This is a genomic window from Lujinxingia vulgaris (assembly GCF_007997005.1).
GTDB lineage: Bacteria > Myxococcota_A > Bradymonadia > Bradymonadales > Bradymonadaceae > Lujinxingia.
The window spans coordinates 19354-38843 of record NZ_VOSL01000047.1 but is presented as its reverse complement, the minus strand read 5'-3'; the positions used below and the strand labels follow the sequence as shown (position 1 = coordinate 38843).

The following is a 19490-nucleotide window of genomic DNA, read 5'->3' as shown; positions in this document are numbered from 1 at the left end:
TGGCGATGATGCGAGCGTCGGGCGAAGGATAAGGTGAGGCGATGATCAACTGGCGAGCGTTGGGGAGGGGGCGTGTGTGGGTGGGGCTGGCGTTGAGCGGGGCGCTGGCCGTGGGGTGCAGCGATCCGGAGGTGGTGGACGGTGAGGGGGAGCCCGACGTGGAGGTTGGTGAGCCGGATGTCGCCGACGTGGGCGGGGGAGACGATGTGGATGCCGGTGGGGAGGTGCTGGAGCGGGCGGAGATCGACGTGGACGCGGTGCTGGAGGCGCCCGGGGAGGGGTTTGTGCGGGCGGTGCAGGTGCAGAGCCCCGAGGAGAGCATCGGTGGGGATGTTGCGCAGGGGCTGGTGGGCGACTGGATCCTGGAGAACGACTTCGGGCGCTACCAGATAGGCTTCGGGGAGCGGGTGGTCGGTCCCTGCTCGTGGGATGGGAACCCGATCGCGGTGAGCCGGGCGGAAGAAGGGGCAGAGAGCGTGCTCGGGGAGATCTGCTTCTTGCTCAACATCGGGCAGACCTTTCGGCCGGAGGTGGTGGAGGTGTTGGAGGATGGCTCCCAGGGTCGTGCGGTGGTGGCGGTGACCGGGAAGCCTGTGCCGCTGGACTTTTTGAACGTGAGCTCGATGGTCGATGAGTTTGCGCCGGGGTTGCTCGACGCGCTGGACTTCGATCCGGTGCGAGAGCTGCCGCTGACGGTGACGGTGTATTACGCGCTGGTGCCCGAGAGCCGGTCGTTGCGGGTGATCACGGCGATGCGCAACGAGGGGGCGGCCGCGGAGTATGTGGTGGCGGCGCATCTGGTGTTGTCGGGGTCGACGGGAAGTTATTTCAATCCGCTGGGCGGGCCGAAGGGGTGGGGGTATCGCTCGCTGGGCAGTGACAGTTTGAGCGCGGATCCGGTGAGTTACCTCGGGTACTTCAATCGCGAAGGAGGGTACGCGGTGGTCCCCGACGCCTGGGAGTATCTGGAGCGCGAGGGGGTGCCGGTGGGGGCGGGGATGCTGGCGGTGAGTGGGGCGGCGGGGCTTCTTCATGGCGCGACGGATCTCTTGCAGACGCTGGCGGCGCCGCGTTCGCGCTGGCCGGTGACCCGGGGGTATCAGGCGATCGAGCCGGGGGCGGTGACCCATGTTGGCTACAGGCTGTACCCGGGAGCGGGGGCGGTGAGCTCGGTGACGGATGCGATCTTTGAGGATTTGGCCTTGAGCGCCCGGGAGGTGCGCGGCCGGGTGGTGAACGCGCAGGGGGAGGGCGTCTCAGGGGTGAAGATCAGCGCGCTGCGCGACGCGGATCGCACGTTTGTGGCCGGGTGGACTGGCGAGGATGGGGGATTTGCTTTTGATCTTCCGGAGGGGAGCTGGGAGTTGCGCTTTCGGGAGGATGGTGTGCTCACGCGCGTCTCGGGGGTGGAGGTTGCCGATGAGGATGTTGCGCTGGGTGAGGTGGTGCTGAGCGAGCCCGGGGTGATGTCGATTCAGGTGCGGGATGCGGCGGGGGAGCCGGTGCCGGCGCGCGTGGTCATCGCGTGTGTGAATGGGTGCGGGGATAAGCGCGAAGACAGCCGGGAGCGCGACGCGGGGCTGGCGCCGCCTTACGGGTGGTTGCGCATCGAGGAGCTCGGGGTAAGCGGTGAGGCGACGCTGAAGATGGCGCCTGGCGATTACCGGGTGAGCGTGAATCGGGGGATGACGTGGTCGGTGTGGCCCACGGATGCGACGGCGACGGGCGGGGAGGTTGTGAGCGTGAGCGCTGGCGAGGAGGTTGTGGTGGAGGCGGAGATCGCCGAGGTCATCGACACCACCGGTGCGCTGAGCGCGGACTTTCATATTCACGCGATGTATTCGCCGGACTCCAACGTCTCGGAGGAGCAGCGCGTGTTGGACTTTATGGCGGGGGGGCTCGATGTGATGGTGAGCAGCGATCATGACGCGATCAGCGACTTTGGGGCGGCGATTGTGAGGCTGGGGGCGCAGGCGCAGATTGCAAGTGTGGTAGGCAGCGAGATCACCACGTCGAACCTGGGTCATATCAACGCGTTTCCCTTGCAGCGCGACGCACAGGCGCGTCGCGGCGGGCCGCTGGACTGGAGCAATGATGGGGGGCTGCACCTGACGCTGCAGGAGGTCGTGGATCGGACGCGGGAGCACCCGGGGGAGCAGGTCATTCAACTCAACCATCCGAAGAAGCCGATGGGGGCGATTGGCCTGCTAGAGGCGGACGTGATTACCGGACAGAGTTTTGCCGACCCTGCAGCCCGGCGGATGACGGATGCGTTTGTGGATGAGGTCAGCGGAGACACCGGGCTGTGGACCGATGATTTTGACGCGATCGAGGTGCTCAACGGGTTTAGCGAAGATGACTTCTGGAGCTCGATGCGTTGGTGGCTGGCGATGGTGGGGCGCGGGTTTTCGCCGACAGCAACGGCGGTCAGTGATACGCACGGGGTGTACGGGAGCCTCGCCGCGAGCCCGCGCAGCTTTGTGATGGTGGATGAGGGGCGGGATAGCGCGCAGACGATGGCGATCGACCATCTGGTGGCGCGCATCAAGAATGGGGCACTGGTGGGGACGACCGGACCCTTCATGAAGGTCGAGGTCAGCAGTGGGGAGGAGGTCGCCAGGCCGGGCGATGTGCTCGATGCGCAGTCGGGGAGCGCGACGCTGCGGGTGACCTTGCAGCTGGCCGACTGGGTGGATGTGGATCGCCTGGACATCTATATGAACGTGCCGGCCGAGGGGCTGGTTGGGGCGCCGGGAGAAGCGGTGGAGGAGGCGCTGGCGCCGACGCAGCAGGTGGATGTGGTGTGGGATGAGGCGTCGCACCGAGAGCTCGTGGCCCAGGGGGCTCAGCCGCACTATCGCTGGCGGCAGGAGGTGGAGGTTGAGCTGGAGGTCGAACGCGACAGCTACGTGGTGGTGGTCGCGCGCGGGGTGAACGGGCGCTCGATGGTGCCGGTCCTGGCGAGCTCGGTGAAGCCGATGGCGTTTTCGAACCCGGTGTTCCTGGATGCCGACGGTGGCGGGTACGACAACCCGCCGCTTGCCGCGTATCGCGAGGCGCTGCTGGAAGCGCGCGCGAGCGGGGAGGAGGTTGGCCAGCGTCGCGCTCGATTGAGGGAGCCTGTGATTGAGCCCGGGGAGGCGCTGCATGCGGAGCACCTCAAAGGGTTGATCGAGGCGCTGAGCTGCAGCCACGGCGGGGAGGAGGCGTCGCATGTGCACGGGCACCACCACGATCACGGGCAGGCGCATGAGGGCGACCACCACCATCATCACGGGAGCCGGTCCGGGCACGCGCATTAAGGGGCGCCACCGGGGGGGATTCGTTGACATGCGGGGGGGCGCAGCGCTAATTTCGGGCGCACGTTCGTGACGAAAGACGTAATAACGTGGGCCCGTCCTCGGTGGGGATATGCCCTGTTCATAAACGCGCGCGGAAGGCGCGGTGGAGGTTGGAATGGCAGCAGCGTTGGTGATTGTAGGCGTGATTTTTGTCGGGCTTGTGCTTCTGGTGGTGTTCGGGGTGGGGATTTACAACCGCCTGGTGACGCTGCGGAACCGCTTTCGCAACGCGTTCTCGCAGATCGATGTGCAGCTGAAACGCCGCTATGACCTGATCCCGAACCTCGTGGAGACGGCCAAGTCCTTTATGGCCCATGAGCGCGAGACGCTGGAGGCGGTGATTCAGGCGCGCAACGCGGCGCAGTCGGCCAACCAGCGCGCCGCTCAGAACCCGGGTGACGCGCAGGCGATTCAGGGCTTGATGGGCGCGGAGGCGGCGCTGACCGGCTCGCTGGGTAAGCTCTTTGCGCTCTCGGAGGCTTATCCGGAGTTGAAGAGCGACACGACCATGAGCGGGTTGATGGAGGAGTTGACCTCCACGGAGAACCGCATCGCGTTTGCGCGTCAGGCGTTTAACGACGCGGTCACCACGTACAACACGGCGCGGGAGAGTTTTCCGGCGGTGCTCTTTGCGCCGACGCTGGGCTTTCAGCCGGCGATGCTCTTTGAGATCCAGAACCCGACCGAGCGCGAGGCCGTGCGCGTGAGCTTTGGCTAAGCAAGGTGGAAGAGGGGGGATGGTGATGTGAGCAGCAGGCAACAAACGACGTGATGCGGGTGGTCAACGATGGACTTTTTTGAGCAGCAGGATTCGGCCAGGCGCAACACGACGTATTTGATCGTGCTCTTCGCGATGGCTGTCATCGCGTTGACTGCGGTGATGTACGTGCCGGTGTATCTGCTGGATTTTCATATCACCGGGGGGGCCCTGAAGACCGAGATGGTAATGGTCAACGGGCGTTATATGACCACCGAGACGCTGGATTATTTTCAGTGGAAGCTGGTGGGGTTCTCGTTGCTGGTGACGGCGTTGGTGGTGGGGCTGGGGAGTTATTATAAGGTCTCGCAGCTCGGTGAGGGGGGGAGCAGCGTGGCGCTGGAGCTTGGCGGGGTGGAGGTGGATGCGCGCAGTGAGGATCCGCTGCGCCGCAGGCTTTATAATGTGGTGGAGGAGATGTCGCTGGCCTCGGGGCTGGCGGTGCCGCTCGTTTATGTGTTGCCCGATGAGGTGGGGATCAACGCGTTTGCGGCCGGCTACACGATCAATGACGCCGCGGTGGCGGTGACCCAGGGGGCGCTGGAGGCGCTGACGCGCGATGAGCTGCAGGCGGTGATCGCGCATGAGTTCTCGCACATTCTCAACGGGGATATGCGGCTGAACATCCGGCTGATCGGGGTGGTGCACGGGATTCTGCTCATCTCGATCGCGGGTCGGGGGATGTTGGAGATGATCTGGCGGGGGGGGAGTCGGCGAAGCAGCAAAAACGGGGGGCCGGCGCTCCTGGCGATTGGGGCGGTGGGGCTTCTGCTGGCGGTGGGGGGCTGGCTGGGCGTGATGTTCGGGCGCATGATCAAGAGCGCGGTGTCGCGCCAGCGGGAGTATCTGGCGGATGCAGCGGCGGTGCAGTTTACACGCAACCCGGCGGGGCTTGCCGGGGCGTTGAAGAAGATCGCCGCGCACCAGGCCGGCTCGGGGCTCTTCTCTCCGCACGCCGAAGAGGTCAGCCATATGTGTTTTGGGGCGGTGAGTAGCCGCTTTACGATGACGATGACGGGGTGGTTCGAGTCGCACCCGCCTCTGGAGGAGCGAATTCGGCGGTGGGATCCGGGGTATGACGCCTCGCAGCTCGACGCGATCCGTGCGCAGCTGGAGCGTGGTCAGGCGCGGGCGGGGCTGGCGATGGCGGGCGCCCCGATGTCGGGCGCTGCGGGGGGAGCGACGCCGGAGGGCGCGATGATGATGGCCGCGGCGTGGGCCGGTGCGTCACCTTCGTCGTCGGGAGCGAGCCTGGGGATGCAGTCGCAGAGCTCGGGCGGGGGCAACGATTGGAGCGGCCAGTCGCGGGAGCTGAGCTACGCGGTGGGGGCCGAGGAGATCGTGGATCTGATCGGTAACCCCAGCCCGGAGCGGCTGGTGTACTGCTCGTCGTTGCTGGGGGAGTTGCCGCGCCCGATCATGGAGGCCCGCAGTGATGTGATGGGGGCCAGCGCGCTGGTGTTTGCGCTCCTGATGGACGAGAGCGAGGAGGGGCGACGCCCGCAGATCGAGCTTCTTCACCGGCAGACCTCGGAGACGATGCTCCGGGAGGTGCGTCGGCTCTGGGAGCATGTCGCGGCGTTGGATGCGGAGTTTCGCCTGCCGCTGGTGGACCTGCTTTTTCCGACGTTGAGGCGGATGACCCCCGAGCAGTACAGGACGTTTCGGGAGGTGGTCGGCGCGATGATCTATGCGGATCAGCGCGTAACCCTCTTTGAGTTCGTGGTGCAGAAGGTGTTGATGCATCGCCTGGAGGTGGCGCTGGGGCGTCCGGGGCGTCGCGCGACGCAGTTTGTGGCGATGCGGGCGATGTTGCCGGAGTTGCAGCTTTTGTTGAGCGCTCTGGTCATCATGGGACATGACCATGTCAGTGAGGCGCGGGCGGCGTTTGATGCGGGGTGCGGGGCGCTGCCGCCGACGTTTGCACGAGAGCTTCACTTTCAGGAGGGGGCGGTGAATCTGCAGCAGGTGGGCGCGGTGCTCGACCGCTTCGCGCTGGCGTCGCTGCAGATCAAGCGGCATGTGATCAACGCCGCGGCGTTCTGTGTGCTGGGGGATGGGCGCGTGAGGGTGGAGGAGGTGGAGATGTTGCGGGCGGTCTGCGACGTGCTCGATCTGCCCTTGCCGCCGTTGGTTCCGGAGGCGACGCGACGGGTGTGAGGGCCGGTGTGGTGTGCGGGGTTGATTTGTCGAGAATGCTGCTTAGGTTCGCGCTCGTCCGGTTGATTCGTACACACGAGAACACCAAGGAGTTGTTATGAGCGAGACCGTCGATAAAGCCACCATTCTGGAAGGACTTAACGAAGACCTGGCCCATGAGTACCAGGCCATCATCATGTACAACACCTATGCGGCGGCGGTGAGCGGCATTCACCGTAAAGAGCTTCAGGCCTTCTTTCTGGAAGAAGTTGCCGATGAGTTTGAGCACGCGAAGTTTCTGGCCGACAAGATCACGGCACTCGGAGGAACGCCTGTGACCCGGGCGGCGGAGGTCACGTACACGACCGATCCGCGGGAGATGCTGGAGAATGTGGTCAAGGCCGAGACGGAGACGGTCAAGCGCTACGTCAAGCGCATGAAGCAGGCCGAGGCCTACGGGGACTACGGTCTGGCGTCGACGCTCGACGATATGGTCGCCGATGAGACGCGCCATAAAGAGGAGTCTGAGAAGATCCTGCGCGGTCAGTGGGGCGAGTGAGCCCTCAGGTGAGTGACGCGCGCGAAGGCGTGCGAGGTTAAGACCAAAGAAGCGCCGCCGGCTGTAGTGCCGGCGGCGCTTTTATTTTGATGGTGGTGTGTGTTTGTCGGGAGGCGATGCCGGAGAATCAGGAGGCCGCAGAGGTCTGCGGGCGATGCTCCAGCAGCGTGGTGTGAATGGCGTCGAACTCGGCCGGGGGAAGTTGCCAGGCGTCTTCGGGGCATTCGATGCGGGGGACGCGGGAGGCGCGCCAGACCTCGGGCTCCGGGTCGAAGGTCATCAGGTGAACCGGGGCGTGGTAAGGCGGGTCGATGGTGAGGACCCAGCCCAGGGTGAGATCTTCGGTAGACTCCCAGCGGTTGAGCTCGACGTTGCGAAGATCGGCGATGGGCCAGGAGGTGCGGTCGAGGATCAGCCGCGCGTCGGTCGCACGGAGGTCCGCTTCTTCTTCGACCTCGCCACGCGCGATGATGCGGAAGCGTGCGCCGTGCCACATCGGTCGCCACTTGCGGACCAGCGGGAGAAGGGCCATCAGGCCCAGGGCGGCGTAGGCGGCGGGCTGAGCCCAGGGGTGCACCTCCAGAGGGTTCTGGGTGATCTCGAAGAGCGAGAGGATGCACAGGATGGCCAGACCGCCGACGAAGACCCCGGGGGGACCCAGGGTGGCGGCGATCTCTCCGCCCGTGAGAATCTGCCAGCCCTCGCGGATGCGGTAGCAGCGCACGCGGACGCGATCTTCGGGAGGGCGGCTGGGGGCGGCGGAGTCTTCGAAGATCGAGGGGGCGTCTTGGTCGGGATCGTCGCGATCGTCGGGTTCGGAAGCGTCGGGTTTGTCGACGGTGGTGGGGGTGGCGAGGTCGACTGGTGTCGCGTCGTCGTCGCGGGAGAGCAGTTGGGGGACGACCTCGTCGATCATCGGGGCGGTGGGGCCGGGGAGGTCGATCTCGGTCTCGGGCTCGATCTCGGGCTCGGGCTCGATCTCGGTCTCGGTCTCGATCTCGGTCTCGGACTCGATCTCGGGCTCGATCTCGATCTCGGGCTCGATCTCGGTCTCGGGCTCGATCTCGGTCTCGATCTCGATCTCGATCTCGGTCTCGATCTCGGACTCGATCTCGGGCTCGATCTCGGACTCGGACTCGGGCTCGATCTCGATCTCGATCTCGGGCTCGATCTCGGTCTCGGGCTCGATCTCGGTCTTGGGCTCGATCTCGGGCTCGGTCTCGGGCTCGATCTCGATCTCGGGCTCGATCTCGGTCTCGGACTCGTTTTCGTGCTGATGCTCGTCTTCGGGGAGGACGGGGGAGGAGGGAGTGTTGAGGAGGCCGGCGCCGACGAGGCCTTCGCGGGCGCGGGCGCAGAGATCGTCGAGTTCGGAGAGGCCTTCGAGGGTGGTGTCGATGCCTTCGCGGTGCAGGATGAGAAGATCGTCCCAGACGCCCTGAAGTTCGTTGACGCGTCGGCGTTGATCTTCCCAGAGCTCGGCGATCTCGGCCTGGGCGGCGCGTCCGCGGTCGATGTCGCCTTCGGAGATCATGGACTCGAGGGCTTCGACGTCGGCTTCGCGGCGGCTCTCCAGGTCGAAGACAATCGCTTCGAGGAGACGCTCCAGGGCCAGGGGGCCCTCTTCGGCCAGGGCGCGTGTGGCCTGGCGCGCGTCGTCGATGAGGGCGTTGAGGCTGGCGAGGGTCTCGGCGACCTGCTCGGGGTCGTGGCTTGTGGGGTCGGCGTCCTGGTCGGGGAACCAGGTGTGAATGAAGTGCTCGATCTCGGCGGCGGCCACCGCGGTAGCGCGGGGGCCCACGAGGGTCCCGGCCAGCGTGTCGGGGCTTTTGAGTTTAAAGGGGGCGCGGAGCTCGGCGGCCGGGAGCGCGAGCCAGAGGGGGATGTGGCGGCAGGTGCGGGCCAGGCGTCCCTCGAAGTCGTCGAGGGCCTCGGCCAGCTCGGCGCGAAGATCGTCGAGGTCGTCGTCGAGGCCCATGCGCGTGCGTCGCAGGATGTCGAGGCGTCGGTGAGCGTCGTCGGTCAGTAGGGCCATACCAGCGCGGGGAGAGAGGAGGTTGAAGGTGGGCCGCCATCACGGTGGGCGGGAGTGTGCCACCAAGGCCGAAGCGCGCGCAAGGTGGCCGGTGCGGTGGGGTCTCAGAAGTAGTGGACGGAGACCAGGAGCACCATCATGTTGGCGCAGGCGTGAAAGATGGTGGGGGCGATGATGGAGCCGGAGCGCTCGCGCATCCAGCCGAAGACCAGCGAGGGGAAGAAGACCGCCGCGCGCGAGGCGATGATGGCGCCGCCCACCGGGACCAGGAGGTGACCCAGGGCGAAGAGGGCGCTGGTGAGCCAGTTGGCCAGGGAGAGGCCCAAAAACATGCGAGGCTGGTCGTGATCGTCGCGCAGGAGCTGGCCGAGGCGAGTCTGGAGGTAGCCGCGGTAGAAGACCTCCTCGGGGAGGGCGACGAGGAGCAGGTGGGTGAGGGCCCAGAGCACAAGCCAGCTTAAGCCGCGCTTGAGGGTGAGGGGCTCTCCGGGGGCGGCGCGCTCGGAGGCGGAGGTGATGGGGGCGTTGTGAAGGGAGAGCTCGATGGAAGAGAGGGTTTGCGGGCGGGCGTGTGGGTCGAGGGGAGAAAGGGCGAAGCGGGTCAGCGGGGCGGTGGGGGTGAGCTCCCAGGTGTGGCGAGCGTCGTCGGTCTGGCGAGCCGCGCCGGCGCCCAGGCTCTGCCAGGAGGTGGGCTGGTCGGCGCGCGCGATCAGAGGGGAAGGTGGCGCGTCGGCATCGAAGTTGGCGACCTCGACGTAGAGGGTGCGGCGCTGGACCCAGACGCGGGCGCCATCATCTTGAAGTTCGGGCGGGCGGCGCTCCAGCGAGGGGGACCACTGGCGCAGGTTGTGGATCGAGGGGTGAAAGTCGCGCTCCAGGGCGTGACGTTCCCAGAGGTGATTTCCCAGGGCGAAGAGCGGGAAGACGATGGCGCTTACCCCCAGGCCGAAGAGGATCTGGCGCAGGGGGATACGATCGAGATCGACGCCGAAGTCGGCCGGCGATGCGCCGATGCGGCGGATCGTAAGGTGGGCCAGGCCAAAGAAGACGAGGCCGACGATGGCCACCAGGTTCTGCGAGAGTAGCGGCACAAGGGGGCTTAGGAGGCTGAGCGCGATGACCCCGAAAAGCGCCAGGACGAAGATGCCCAGGGGCTCGCGCCAGCGCGGTGGTGAGGCCGGCTCAGTCATCGGAGTTGGCCCGCGGCGCGGGCGTCTTCAGGGTGACTTCGCGCAGCGCGCGCACACTGCGGGTGAGGATGCGCGGGCCGTCGGTGCCCACGGCGAGCGCGCCGCGGGGTGCGAGCGCAGCGCGGGTGGCGACGCCTCGTTGCGGGTCAAGGATGGTGAGCAGCGGTGGCGCGTCGCTGCGGCGCACGAGGACGATGAGGGCGTCTTCGGTCGTGGCCAGGGAGGGGTTATCGACGCCGACGGTCATCGCGAGCTTTTGCGTCCCGTCACCGGTGTTAAGGGCGTAGAGGGTGTCGTCGATCTTGAAGACGAGGAGGTCGAGCGAGGGGAAGCTCTGGCCGGAGTTGGATTGCGGCTTAGCGGGGAGGGGCAGCTGCCAGTCGATCTCCAGGGTCTGCAGGTTCCAGGCGCTCAGCACAGGCTCGCCATCGGCCGGGACAAAGAAGACGTGGGTGGGGCTTGAGGCGTAGAAGGCGGTGCGGCCGCCCCGGGCGCCGAAGGCCCGGTGGCGCATTTCCACCCCGGTGAAGGGGTAGCGCAGGGTCAGGCCGTTGATGTCGGCGCCCACAAGCGCGGGGCCCACACCGAGCATATCGATGCCCGACCAGAAGTTCATGGTGCCTTCAAAGATGACTTCGCCGGAGTCCTGGCGGGCGCAGAGGGCCTGGGTGCCCCCCTGCCAGCGGGTGCCGGCGCAGATGAACTTCTGGTCGACGCGGGTCAGAAAAGAGCCGCGGAAGTTGGCGGTGAAGTTATCTCCCTGCTGCTGGCGGTCGATGCGCCGGTGCCAGAGGAGCTCTCCAGCGTTGTTGTAGGCGACCAGGCGCAGATCGGTGGCGCGGGAGTCGGCGGGGCGCGGGAGGCTGTAGGCGACCAGGCGCATGGGAGGATCGCTCAAGGTCAGCGCGGCCTCCGGCTCGCAGCCAAAGAGCGTCGCGTCGGCCTCGTCGCGGTCCAGGGGCCAGGCGCGGGGGCTGCCCTCCGGCTCAAAGAGCTCGTGGCAGCGGGGGTAGAGGGTGGGCTGGCCGACGTCTGTGGGGTGCATGGGGAGGGCGTCGGGATCCCGCAGGTCGACGGGCTCGGGAGGGGCCCAGGTGGCCTGCGGGGTCGCAGAAGCGGTGATGTCTTCGGTCGAGTCAGAGGTGGGCTGTGCGTCGGTCGGGGCGTCGCAGGCCACAAGCGCGAGCGCGGCGCTCACGCTCAGAGCCAGTGTGCAGGCGCGCGGCAGGCGCGGACGTTTGCGAGGAGCGATGGGGCTCATGGACGGGTCCAGGTGTGCCAGGTGGTGTGGGGGTGCTCAAGCCAGGGCCGAAAGAGGGGATCCTGGAGGAGGCAGCCGGAGTGTCCGACGATGATCAGCTTGCGGCGGGCGCGGGTCAACGTGACGTTGAGGCGCCGCGGGTCGCTCAAAAAATCGCCGGGGCGCTCGCTTTTGACGAGGCTGGCGATGATGACGTCGCGCTCGCTGCCCTGGAAACGCTCGACGGTGTCGATGTCGATGGAGGTGCCTTCGGGCAGGGTGAGCGCGTCTGCGACCAGGGTGCGCAAGAGGTGAACCTGGGCGCGGAAGGGGGAGATGACGCCGACCGAGAGGGAGGGGGCGCGGGTGATGAGATCGCCGAGAAGTTCAAGCACGGCGCGGGCTTCCTCAAGGTTGGTGCGGGCGTCTTCGTGGCCGCGCACGTCGAGAAAGGCTACCGGATCCGAGCTTGCCAGGGCAGGGTGCTGGAGGTCGGCCTCGGGCAGGCGCCGGTCTTCGACGTGGGGCGCGGCCTGGAGCTTGTTGCCGTAAAAGGTCTCGGCCGGGAAGCTCATGATGGGGCGGTTCATACGGTACTGCACCTGGAGCATGTGCACCGGCAGGCCAACCGAGGCCAGGCGCTCAAAGAGGCTGCGGTCGAGGCCGGCGAGGCCGGCCTTTTGCAGGTCGTCGTCGAGCTCAAAGGGGCTGTGTTCGGCGGTGATGAAGGCCGAGAGGGCGCGTTCGCTGGAGACAATCGGTGGGAGCTGAGCGTGGTCGCCCACCAGCACGAAGCGGCGGGCGAGTGAGATGGGCCCGAGCGCCAGAGGTTCGGTGAGCTGGCTGGCCTCGTCGACGATGGCCACGTCGAAGGCGGGGCGGTCGCGGTGGCGCTCGAAGAAGGCGATCAGCGGGGAGCGAAGCGCGCTGTGGGTGGTGGTGGCGATGATCGTGGCACGGCCCACGGCCTCGCCGAGTTGGTTGAGGCTTTGGTGGGCGTGGGCCAGGTCGTCGGCGAAGTAGTGGGCGGGGTTGAGGCCGCGGGCCTCAAGCGCCCGGGCCACGCGCGGGCTTTTGGCCGCAGAGCCGATGCGCAAAACGTGGGGGTGATGGCCGCGCTGGTCACCGGCTTCGAGTAGCTTGATGAGCATCGTGTCGACGGCGGTGTGGGTGAGCGCAGCCAGGAGGACGCGCTGGTCGCGGTCGGCCGCCTCCAGGGTGAGGTGGGCGATGACGGTGGTCTTGCCGGTGCCCGGGGGCCCCTGGATCAGCGCGCCGGTGGGGGCGGAGAGGGCGTGCTCAATGGCGTCGCGCTGCGGCGGGTTGAGGGCGTCGAAGGTGGCCGGGTGGAGGTTGGGCGTAGCACCCTGGCCGCGCATGGCGCTGTGAGCGGCGGGCGTGGTGGGGCGCACAAGAACCTCGAGAAGATCGCGTCGTTGGGCGCGAAGCACGCGGTAGAGGGCCTGGTGTGCGCTGCGGTAGCCCAGGCGCGCCGGGGGAAGATCGGCGATGTAGCCCGGACCGCTCAGAGCGTCGGGGAAGTGGGCGGCGCGCAGGCGAAGCTCCAGGCTGTCATCCTCCACCGAGAGGCAGCGACCGCGCAGGATATGGGAGGCGTCGACCTCACCGCGGTGAATGAGCAGCGCGTCGCCTGGCGAGAAGATCTGCAGGTTTTTGCCGCGGAGGCGAGCGCGGTCGGGGTGGCCTTCGACCGGCTCCAGGTGAAGATCGGCTGAAGCCAGGCCGGCCTCAATGCGCTCCGAGAGGCGGTGAGGCTCAAAGATGGCGCCCAGGGCGGCGTGGTCGCTCCAGCGTTCCATGGCGACCAGGCGGCTCATGTGGGCGTGGTAGGCGCGGGCCTGTCGCACAAGCTCCGGATCGGTAGAGGGCCAGGCGAACACGCCGTAGTCGGGCTGGGGGGCCAGGCCCAGGAGTTCGGACTGGGCTTTGCAGCGGTCGCGCCGAAAACGGCAGGCGCCCTGGCGACAGAGCGCGGGCTCCTCCATGTAGTAAGGGGCGCGGTAGGTGAAGGCCGGGTCGACCTGGGCGCGGTAGTGGGCCACGAGGTCGTTGCGGGCGTGGAGGATGCGGCGCTCGCGATCGATGTCGTCAAGAGGGGCCTGGCGCATGGTGCCGTCGCGCGAATAGAGCAGATGACCGGTCATCGGGAGGTTTTCGGCCCTGGCGAGCTCCTCCCAGAGCAGGGCGTAGCTGCGGACCTGGCCGATGTGATCGTCCCAGGGTTTGCCGCTTTTGAGCTCGATGATCTGCACGCCTTCGTCGGGGTTTTCGACGACGAGATCGATGCGGCCTTCCAGGCCGTAGCGGGAGGAGAAGCGCGTGGCCTCAACGTGGCGGCCGCTCCAGCCGACACGGGCGGCGCCGGGGCCCGACGCGCTGCGGGTGCGCGGCGCGGTGAGCCGGCGCATATGATCAAAATGGGTGCGAGCCTGCACTTCGAGGGAGGCCAGGGTGGCGTCGTCGACGCCGGCGGCCAGCAGGTCCAGGCGAAGATCGGGGAGGCGGCTCTCCAGAGAGGCTTCGAAGCTCAGAGGTTCAGGTGCGGTGAGATCTTCGAGCATCCCGTGGATGAGGTTTCCGAAGGCCAGGTGGTGGGTCAGATCGCCGGGGTCGCGGGCGTCGACGAGCACGCGCTGGGGGCAGCCCTGGGCTTTGAGCACGTCGCTGACCGAGACGGGCCAGGAGGGCTCGACGATGGGCAGCGTGTTGGCGCCGGCGGTCAGGAAGGTGCGGCCGCGGGAGTCGTGCAGGGGGGAGGCGTCGAGGAGGTTGAGGCGCGCGCCCTCCCAGAGGTTGCGGGCGCTGTTGTAGACCTCGCTGTGGTGGCGGGCGTAAAAGAAGACACCCACCGAGCCGTCCTCACCGTGATCCAGGGTAAAGCGAAGACCAGGCCCCTGGCGGGGATGCTCGAAGTGGTCGAGGTCGCGCACCACCCCACCGAGGATGGTGACAGGGTTGTCGTCAGCGTCGGCGGCGTCCGGGAGCGGGTCAAAGCCCTCGGAGGTGCGAAAGCGAAGCCCGGCCAGGAACTCGTCGATGGTCTGGGGACGGCGTGCCGGGTCGGGGCTGATGGCGCGTTCCAGGGCGCCGATGGCAAAGGAGGGGATCGTCTCGAAGTTGGGGCGCGCGGCGGCCGCCTCTTGATGAGGCAGGGTCAAAAAGAGCAGCACGCGCGCCAGCCCCTCGATGTCGGTGAGCGGTGAGGGGGAGGCGTGCCGCTCGGGGAGCGCGGCCCACTCGCCCAGGCCCACCGCGGCGAGCCGACCGGTGGTCGGCTCGTAGAAGACGCGCTCCGGGCTGAGCGCGCCGTGAACCACGCTGCGGCGGTGGGCCGACTTCAGCGCGAGCGCAAGGGGGGTGATGGCGTCGACGGCCTCAGAAAAGGTCAGGCGCTCCCGGCGCGCCGTCGCCAGAAGTTCGCCGCCGGGGTAGGGGGCGCCGAGGTAGAGGGCGCCGTCGTGCAGCCACCAGCGTTGCGGGGCGTTGAGCGAGGGGTGATGGGCGGTGGCGGCATGTCGCAACGCCACGGAGACTTTTAGCAGGCCCCCTGACGCGTCGTGACGCCAGACCACATACTCCCCCTCCTTACCGCGGTCCATGAGCCATAGCGGGCCAGCGGGGGGCTCCCAGCGGGGTGGTTGGTCGAGGAGGGTGGTGGGAAACTCGTGCATCTGCGGGGCCGCTTTGCGTCGGGGACCGGAACTTCGGGCTCATCGGCGCGCCACTCTACTGATGGGGCAGAGGGGCAGCAAGGCAGATGCACGAGCTCGCCGGTCAGTCTTCGGTGTCGACCGCCGGGAAGAGCACGAGCGTGCCGGGGGCGTGGCGGACCACGCCGCGGGCCACGCCACCTAAGAACCACTCGGCGACGCGGGAGCGTCCGGTGCATCCCAAAAAGAGGATGTTGGCGTCGAGCTCTTCGGCCGTCGCTAGGACCTCGTGAGACGGGTAGCCGGGGCGAACCTCGGTGGTAAGTTGAGCGCCGAGATCAAGGGCGTCGGCCAGACGATCGAGCTGGGCGCGGGCGGCCTTCTGGGTCTCTTCAAGGTGGGTGACCAGGGCGGCCGGGTAGGCGCTGGGCTCAACGAGCGAGGGGGTGGAGCGGGGCAGCTCAATGACGTGCAAGACGTTGAGGTGCCCGCCCTGGTTGCGGACCATATCGGCGGCGAGCTCGACGGCGCCGGTGGCCGAGGGGCTGAAGTCGGTTGGGGCGAGCGCGCGGGCGTCACCCTCCCAGGCGAAGCCCTCAGGGTGGACGATCGCCAGAGGGCAGGGAGGGCGGTGGGCCAGGCGCTCGGCGGTCGAGCCCATGATCAGGCGGGAGAGTTGGCCGCGTCCGGAGACGCCGACGACCAGCCAGTCGGCTTTGTTGAGCTGTGCGGCATGCACCAGCGCACCGGCCGGGGCGCCGATCTGAATGGAGATCTCGACGTCGATGCCAAAGGTTTCCACCTGGCTTATCCACTCGCGAAACTCGTCACGGAGCGCGTCGGTGGCATCGCCGTCGCCGCCGCCGGAGGCCACGCGTAAGAGCGAGAGCTCCTCGGGGCTGATGGCATGTACACCCACCAGACGCACCGGGCGGCCGTCTTGCTGATGCAGTCGCGCCAGGCGCGCGGCCCAGCGGGCGGCGGGGATGCAGTGTTCGGAGAGATCGCTGCCAAAAAGAATCGTGGTCATTCCAAACTCCAGTGTGTTGCCAGTCATCAAAGGGACAAAGGCATCGCGGCTCCCTAATAGTGGTAATGAGAGAGGTCAAAGCAAGGGGAGGGGCGCAATCGAGGGGCCAGAGGCGGTTTAACTTTACAGCGGCGGCGGGCGTTCGTAGCGTCTGCCCGCGACGACCCGCACACCCCAACGAGGCGCTATGATTCACGAGAGCATGTTCTCCCAACAAAAGGTTTATCCGGCAGTGTTTGTGGGGCGAAGCTCCGCGGAGATCGCGCGTCGCTACAGCCCGCGCTTCAAGCGCCTGGCGGATGCGGGGTTTGAGGTTCATGTGCTGGCCGCGGATGACGGGGGCTTTGAGACGCTTCGGCGCCAGGGGGTGCAGTGCAAAGCGATCCCGGTGGCGAGCCCGCGCAACGCCGCGGCCTTGATGGGGGCGTACTTTATCGTGCAGGGCGTGATGCTGGAGCTGCGGCCGGTGTTGGTGCACATCTTCTCGCATCGGCTGGCGTGGCTGAGCGCGTTTGCGGCTCGGCAGGCCGAAGTGCCGGCGTTGTTTGTGACGATGGAGTACCACTGGCTGGAAGAAGAGCCGGTGCATCTTCCGCTGGGGCCGATGGCGCTGGTGACCTCCAGCGAGGGGGTGCGAGCCGCCGAGGAGCGCATTAACGCGGTGGTGGGCTACCCCTGGCGCAAGGTGATGCTGCAGGCGTACGAGCGCCTCGGCGCCCAGGTGGATCGTTACGTGGTGACCACCGAGTTTGATTTTCGTCTCGTGCAGGATCTGGGGTTGGTGGCGCCCTCGCGTCTGGAGGTTGCGGTGGGCGGCGCGGGCGTCGATGTGGCGCGTTATCGCCCGGCCGGCGGTGATGGCGACGCGGCGCGCCAGCAGGCCCGCGAGGCGCTCGGGTTGCCCACGCATTGGCGACAGGTCGTCGGGTGGGTGGGGCCGGTGACCCGGCGTCACGGGGCCGACGATCTGGTGGCGGCGGTCAAGGCGTTGCGTCGCACCCACCCCTCGCTCGGCTGGGTGATCGCCCCCCGGGGCAAGCTCGCTGACGGGCAGGCCCGCCGCTTGCGGCGGCTTGCGGATCGCGGCTGGGTGAGGCTGGTCCATGGCGAGCGCAAGACCGACGCGACCTTCTACCAGGCGCTCGATGTGATGGCGTGTTTTGGTACGACCTCCACGCCCATCGACGCCGTGCTGGAGGCCGGGGCCTGCGGGGTGGCAACGGTGGCGTACGATACGCCGGCCACGCGCTCGCTGATCGTCTCGGGAAGCACCGGGGAGCTTGTGCTGGAGGGCGATCAACCCACGCTCACAAGCGTGCTCAGCACGCGGCTGCGCGCTCCGGAGCTTCTGCGCGGCCAGGGCGCGAAGATGCGCGAGCGGGTGGAGACCCTCTTTAGCCGCGAGAGCAGCGACGACCATATGTTGCAGCTCTACGATGCGGTGCTCGGCGCGAAGCTGACCACTCCGTAATCGCATGATGGCGCTTCAAAAGGCACGCGGCCTGCACGACGCATGCGCCATAGCTGCGCGCCCGGGAGCTTCAGGGCTGCGTTGTGTGCGGGGACGTTGCGAAGGCGTCCGGCGCCGCGAGGGACTCGGCGCTTCGTTGGCGCGTCGTTCGACGCAAACCATCAGGGCGTCTCAAACTCAAAATGAAGCTCGGACGTCGGCTCCTCAAGGGTGCGGGTCTGCTCGACGTTGGCGTTGAGGCGCGCGCCGACCTTGAGGGGGAATTGCGAGGCTTTGAGCTGGAGGTCGACGGGGCTAAATCCCTGGGATTTGCCTTCGAGGAGCACCCGGAGCGCGGGGGGGGAGGTGGTCACCCGCACGGTGTGGGTGGCCTCGGTGGGAGCCTGCTCTTCGAGGGCCTCGGCCCGGGCGCTCTGCGGCGCCTCGGTGGGGGACATCAGCAGAAAGGCCGCCGCGCCGGCAAGCGCCAGCGCGATGAGCGCGAGCCCCAGCAGCGGAGGGCCGGACGCTTTGGCTCCCGGGGTCGGGGTATGGGGGGCGCGGGCCCGGGTGGGGCGAGGCTGGATCGGTCCCGGGGAGGGCGAGGCGGGGCGGCGCTGTGGGGAGGTCGTGCTCGTAACAGCGGGCTCCGGTGCCACCTCCACCGCGTCCGGGATGTCATTGTACGCCTCCGAGGGCAGCTCATCGAGCCCTCCGGGGATCGGTTCCTCAATCGAGATGCTCGCCGAACGCGATGCCTCGCTGGTTCGAGCCGGAGCGCTGTCTCCTTCGTCTTCGCCGAAGTTCAACTCCGAGGCGAAGAGGTCGTCGACGCTGGCGTCGTCCGAGAGAAAGTCGAGGGGAGACTGGGTGTCGACGCCCAGCTCGCGTCCGTCGCTGAGCGAGCGCAGACCGCTTTTCTCGGAGAGGAAGAGCTCGTCGACGTCGCCGGCGTCGTCGGAGAGCGCAGGCTCGGGGCGCGACGCAGCCGAGGGGGCGTCGATAAGGTGCTCGTCGGAGACAACTTCGCTCTCGGGGGCCATCATAAAGGGATCGGAGGGCATCTCCAGGCCCGGTGTCTCCAGAGACGGCTCGTCGGCCTCCGGCTCGGAGCTGGCAACCACCGAGGAGGGGACCGGCTCGGGCTCAATGGCCGGAGGCTCCTGCACGAAGCGCTCCCCCTGCTGGTCCAGGATGTCGCTGGCCATCGCGGCGTTCTGGATGCGGGCGTCGCGATCTTTGGTCACGAGCATCGAGAGGAAGGTGCGAAAGCCCTCGCCGGCATCCACAAAGTAGGGGAGCTCGGGAGGCTCGGGCGCGAGCTGGCGCGCGATGAGCGCGATGCGGTGATCTTCGGGGTAGGCGGGCGTTCCGGTGAGCATCTCAATGGCGATAAGGCCGACGGTGTAAAGATCGGCGGCCGGGGTGATGGTGCGATCGCTCAAGATCTCGGGGGCCATGTAGCGGACCAGCCTTCGGGAGAGGTGCGACTCATCGAAGGCTTCATCGCCGCTGGAGAGCTCGTAGAGCTTCCAGATCTGAAAGTCGACCGTGGCGAGGGCAGGCGGACCCTCGGGCCGCGGCGTGACCATGATTTTGCCGGGTCGCAGGATGCCGTGGGTCAGGTTGACCTGGTGGGCGTTGTCGAGCGCATAGAGCAGCTGCTGCATCAGCGGCAGCACGACTTTGAGCGAGAGCAACCCCTGCTTTTTGAGGTAGGTGTCCAGGGGCATCCCGCGGGCCCACTGGGTCACGATGTAGGGAAATCCCTGGACGGTGCCGTGCGCGTAAGGTGTTGCGATCGTTTCGCTTTTGAGTGCGCGGAGCTCGGCGGCCTGGCGGGCAAATCCGGTCGGGTCGGCCGGGCCATCTTCGCCGCGAGGGAAGACACGAATCGCCACGGGACGATTGCCAAGCTCAAGATCGCTCGCACGGAAGACCCTCCCCCAACGACCCTCATGAATCAGGGTTTCCAGGCGATAACGATCATCGATGATCTCGCCAATCTTAACGCGAGGTTGAACTACCATAGAGCTTCCGGCAACTTCGGGGGTGGGAGGGATGTCGGGCGAAGCTTA

11 protein-coding genes are annotated in these 19490 nt (G+C 67.4%); 5 read left to right on the top strand and 6 right to left on the bottom strand.

Annotated features, from left to right (window positions below; all coding sequences use genetic code 11):
* Positions 1–41 precede the first annotated feature (41 nt).
* The 4 genes from FRC96_RS10510 (at position 42) to FRC96_RS10495 (ending at position 6796) form a co-directional block, all read left to right on the top strand.
* The gene (locus FRC96_RS10510; protein WP_146974451.1) at positions 42–3302 is read left to right on the top strand and encodes a CehA/McbA family metallohydrolase; all 3261 of its coding nucleotides are present in this window, start codon (positions 42–44) and stop codon (positions 3300–3302) included.
* Positions 3303–3456: 154 nt separating this feature from the next.
* Positions 3457–4059 (top strand): LemA family protein, encoded by a 603-nt coding sequence (locus FRC96_RS10505; RefSeq protein ID WP_146974450.1) that lies wholly within the window; start codon positions 3457–3459, stop codon positions 4057–4059.
* Between the two features lie 69 nt (positions 4060–4128).
* Positions 4129–6258, top strand: coding sequence for a M48 family metallopeptidase (locus FRC96_RS10500; protein WP_146974449.1), 2130 nt, complete (start codon positions 4129–4131; stop codon positions 6256–6258).
* A 97-nt stretch (positions 6259–6355) separates the two neighbouring features.
* Positions 6356–6796, top strand: a complete 441-nt coding sequence (locus FRC96_RS10495) for a ferritin-like domain-containing protein (RefSeq protein ID WP_146974448.1) — start codon at positions 6356–6358, stop codon at positions 6794–6796.
* A gap of 127 nt (positions 6797–6923) precedes the next feature.
* Here the strand turns inward: FRC96_RS10495 and FRC96_RS22040 are convergent, their stop codons facing one another.
* The 5 genes from FRC96_RS22040 to FRC96_RS10470 all read right to left on the bottom strand — a co-directional run bounded on the left by FRC96_RS22040 (position 6924) and on the right by FRC96_RS10470 (position 15962).
* A complete protein-coding gene (locus tag FRC96_RS22040; RefSeq protein ID WP_230470115.1) occupies positions 6924–8831 on the bottom strand; it encodes a hypothetical protein in 1908 nt (635 codons plus the stop codon).
* 104 nt (positions 8832–8935) lie between these two features.
* On the bottom strand, positions 8936–10021 hold the full coding sequence (gene mrtP / locus FRC96_RS10485) for a myxosortase MrtP (protein WP_146974447.1): 1086 nt from the start codon (positions 10019–10021) through the stop codon (positions 8936–8938).
* Entirely contained in the window at positions 10014–11282 is a 1269-nt protein-coding gene (plbQ, locus tag FRC96_RS10480; RefSeq protein ID WP_146974446.1) for a PLuB system PQQ-binding repeat protein, read from the bottom strand. Before plbQ ends, mrtP begins: the two co-directional genes overlap by 8 nt.
* A complete protein-coding gene (gene plbH, locus FRC96_RS10475) occupies positions 11279–14953 on the bottom strand; it encodes a PLuB system helicase-like protein (RefSeq protein WP_146974445.1) in 3675 nt (1224 codons plus the stop codon). The genes plbQ and plbH overlap by 4 nt, the downstream gene beginning before the upstream one ends.
* Before the next feature lie 103 nt (positions 14954–15056).
* On the bottom strand, positions 15057–15962 hold the full coding sequence (locus FRC96_RS10470; protein ID WP_230470114.1) for a universal stress protein: 906 nt from the start codon (positions 15960–15962) through the stop codon (positions 15057–15059).
* 187 nt (positions 15963–16149) lie between these two features.
* Here FRC96_RS10470 and FRC96_RS10465 point away from each other — a divergent pair, with 187 nt between their 5' ends.
* Positions 16150–17433 carry a glycosyltransferase family 4 protein gene (locus FRC96_RS10465; RefSeq protein ID WP_146974443.1) on the top strand — a complete coding sequence of 428 codons (1284 nt, stop codon included), beginning with the start codon at positions 16150–16152 and terminating at the stop codon, positions 17431–17433.
* 161 nt (positions 17434–17594) lie between these two features.
* On the opposite strand, the gene FRC96_RS10460 is transcribed toward FRC96_RS10465, so the two are convergent.
* Positions 17595–19442, bottom strand: coding sequence for a serine/threonine protein kinase (locus FRC96_RS10460; RefSeq protein WP_146974442.1), 1848 nt, complete (start codon positions 19440–19442; stop codon positions 17595–17597).
* Between the last annotated feature and the right edge of the window lie 48 nt (positions 19443–19490).

What these genes read in the sequence shown, in the direction of transcription:
- plbH (WP_146974445.1), bottom strand. Translation starts at nt 14,953, where the DNA reads ATGCACGAGTTTCCCACCACCCTCCTCGACCAACCACCCCGCTGGGAG.
- FRC96_RS10470 (WP_230470114.1), bottom strand. Translation starts at nt 15,962, where the DNA reads ATGACCACGATTCTTTTTGGCAGCGATCTCTCCGAACACTGCATCCCC.
- plbQ (WP_146974446.1), bottom strand. Translation starts at nt 11,282, where the DNA reads ATGAGCCCCATCGCTCCTCGCAAACGTCCGCGCCTGCCGCGCGCCTGC.
- FRC96_RS10510 (WP_146974451.1), top strand. Translation starts at nt 42, where the DNA reads ATGATCAACTGGCGAGCGTTGGGGAGGGGGCGTGTGTGGGTGGGGCTG.
- FRC96_RS22040 (WP_230470115.1), bottom strand. Translation starts at nt 8,831, where the DNA reads ATGGCCCTACTGACCGACGACGCTCACCGACGCCTCGACATCCTGCGA.
- FRC96_RS10505 (WP_146974450.1), top strand. Translation starts at nt 3,457, where the DNA reads ATGGCAGCAGCGTTGGTGATTGTAGGCGTGATTTTTGTCGGGCTTGTG.
- FRC96_RS10500 (WP_146974449.1), top strand. Translation starts at nt 4,129, where the DNA reads ATGGACTTTTTTGAGCAGCAGGATTCGGCCAGGCGCAACACGACGTAT.
- mrtP (WP_146974447.1), bottom strand. Translation starts at nt 10,021, where the DNA reads ATGACTGAGCCGGCCTCACCACCGCGCTGGCGCGAGCCCCTGGGCATC.
- FRC96_RS10465 (WP_146974443.1), top strand. Translation starts at nt 16,150, where the DNA reads ATGATTCACGAGAGCATGTTCTCCCAACAAAAGGTTTATCCGGCAGTG.
- FRC96_RS10495 (WP_146974448.1), top strand. Translation starts at nt 6,356, where the DNA reads ATGAGCGAGACCGTCGATAAAGCCACCATTCTGGAAGGACTTAACGAA.
- FRC96_RS10460 (WP_146974442.1), bottom strand. Translation starts at nt 19,442, where the DNA reads ATGGTAGTTCAACCTCGCGTTAAGATTGGCGAGATCATCGATGATCGT.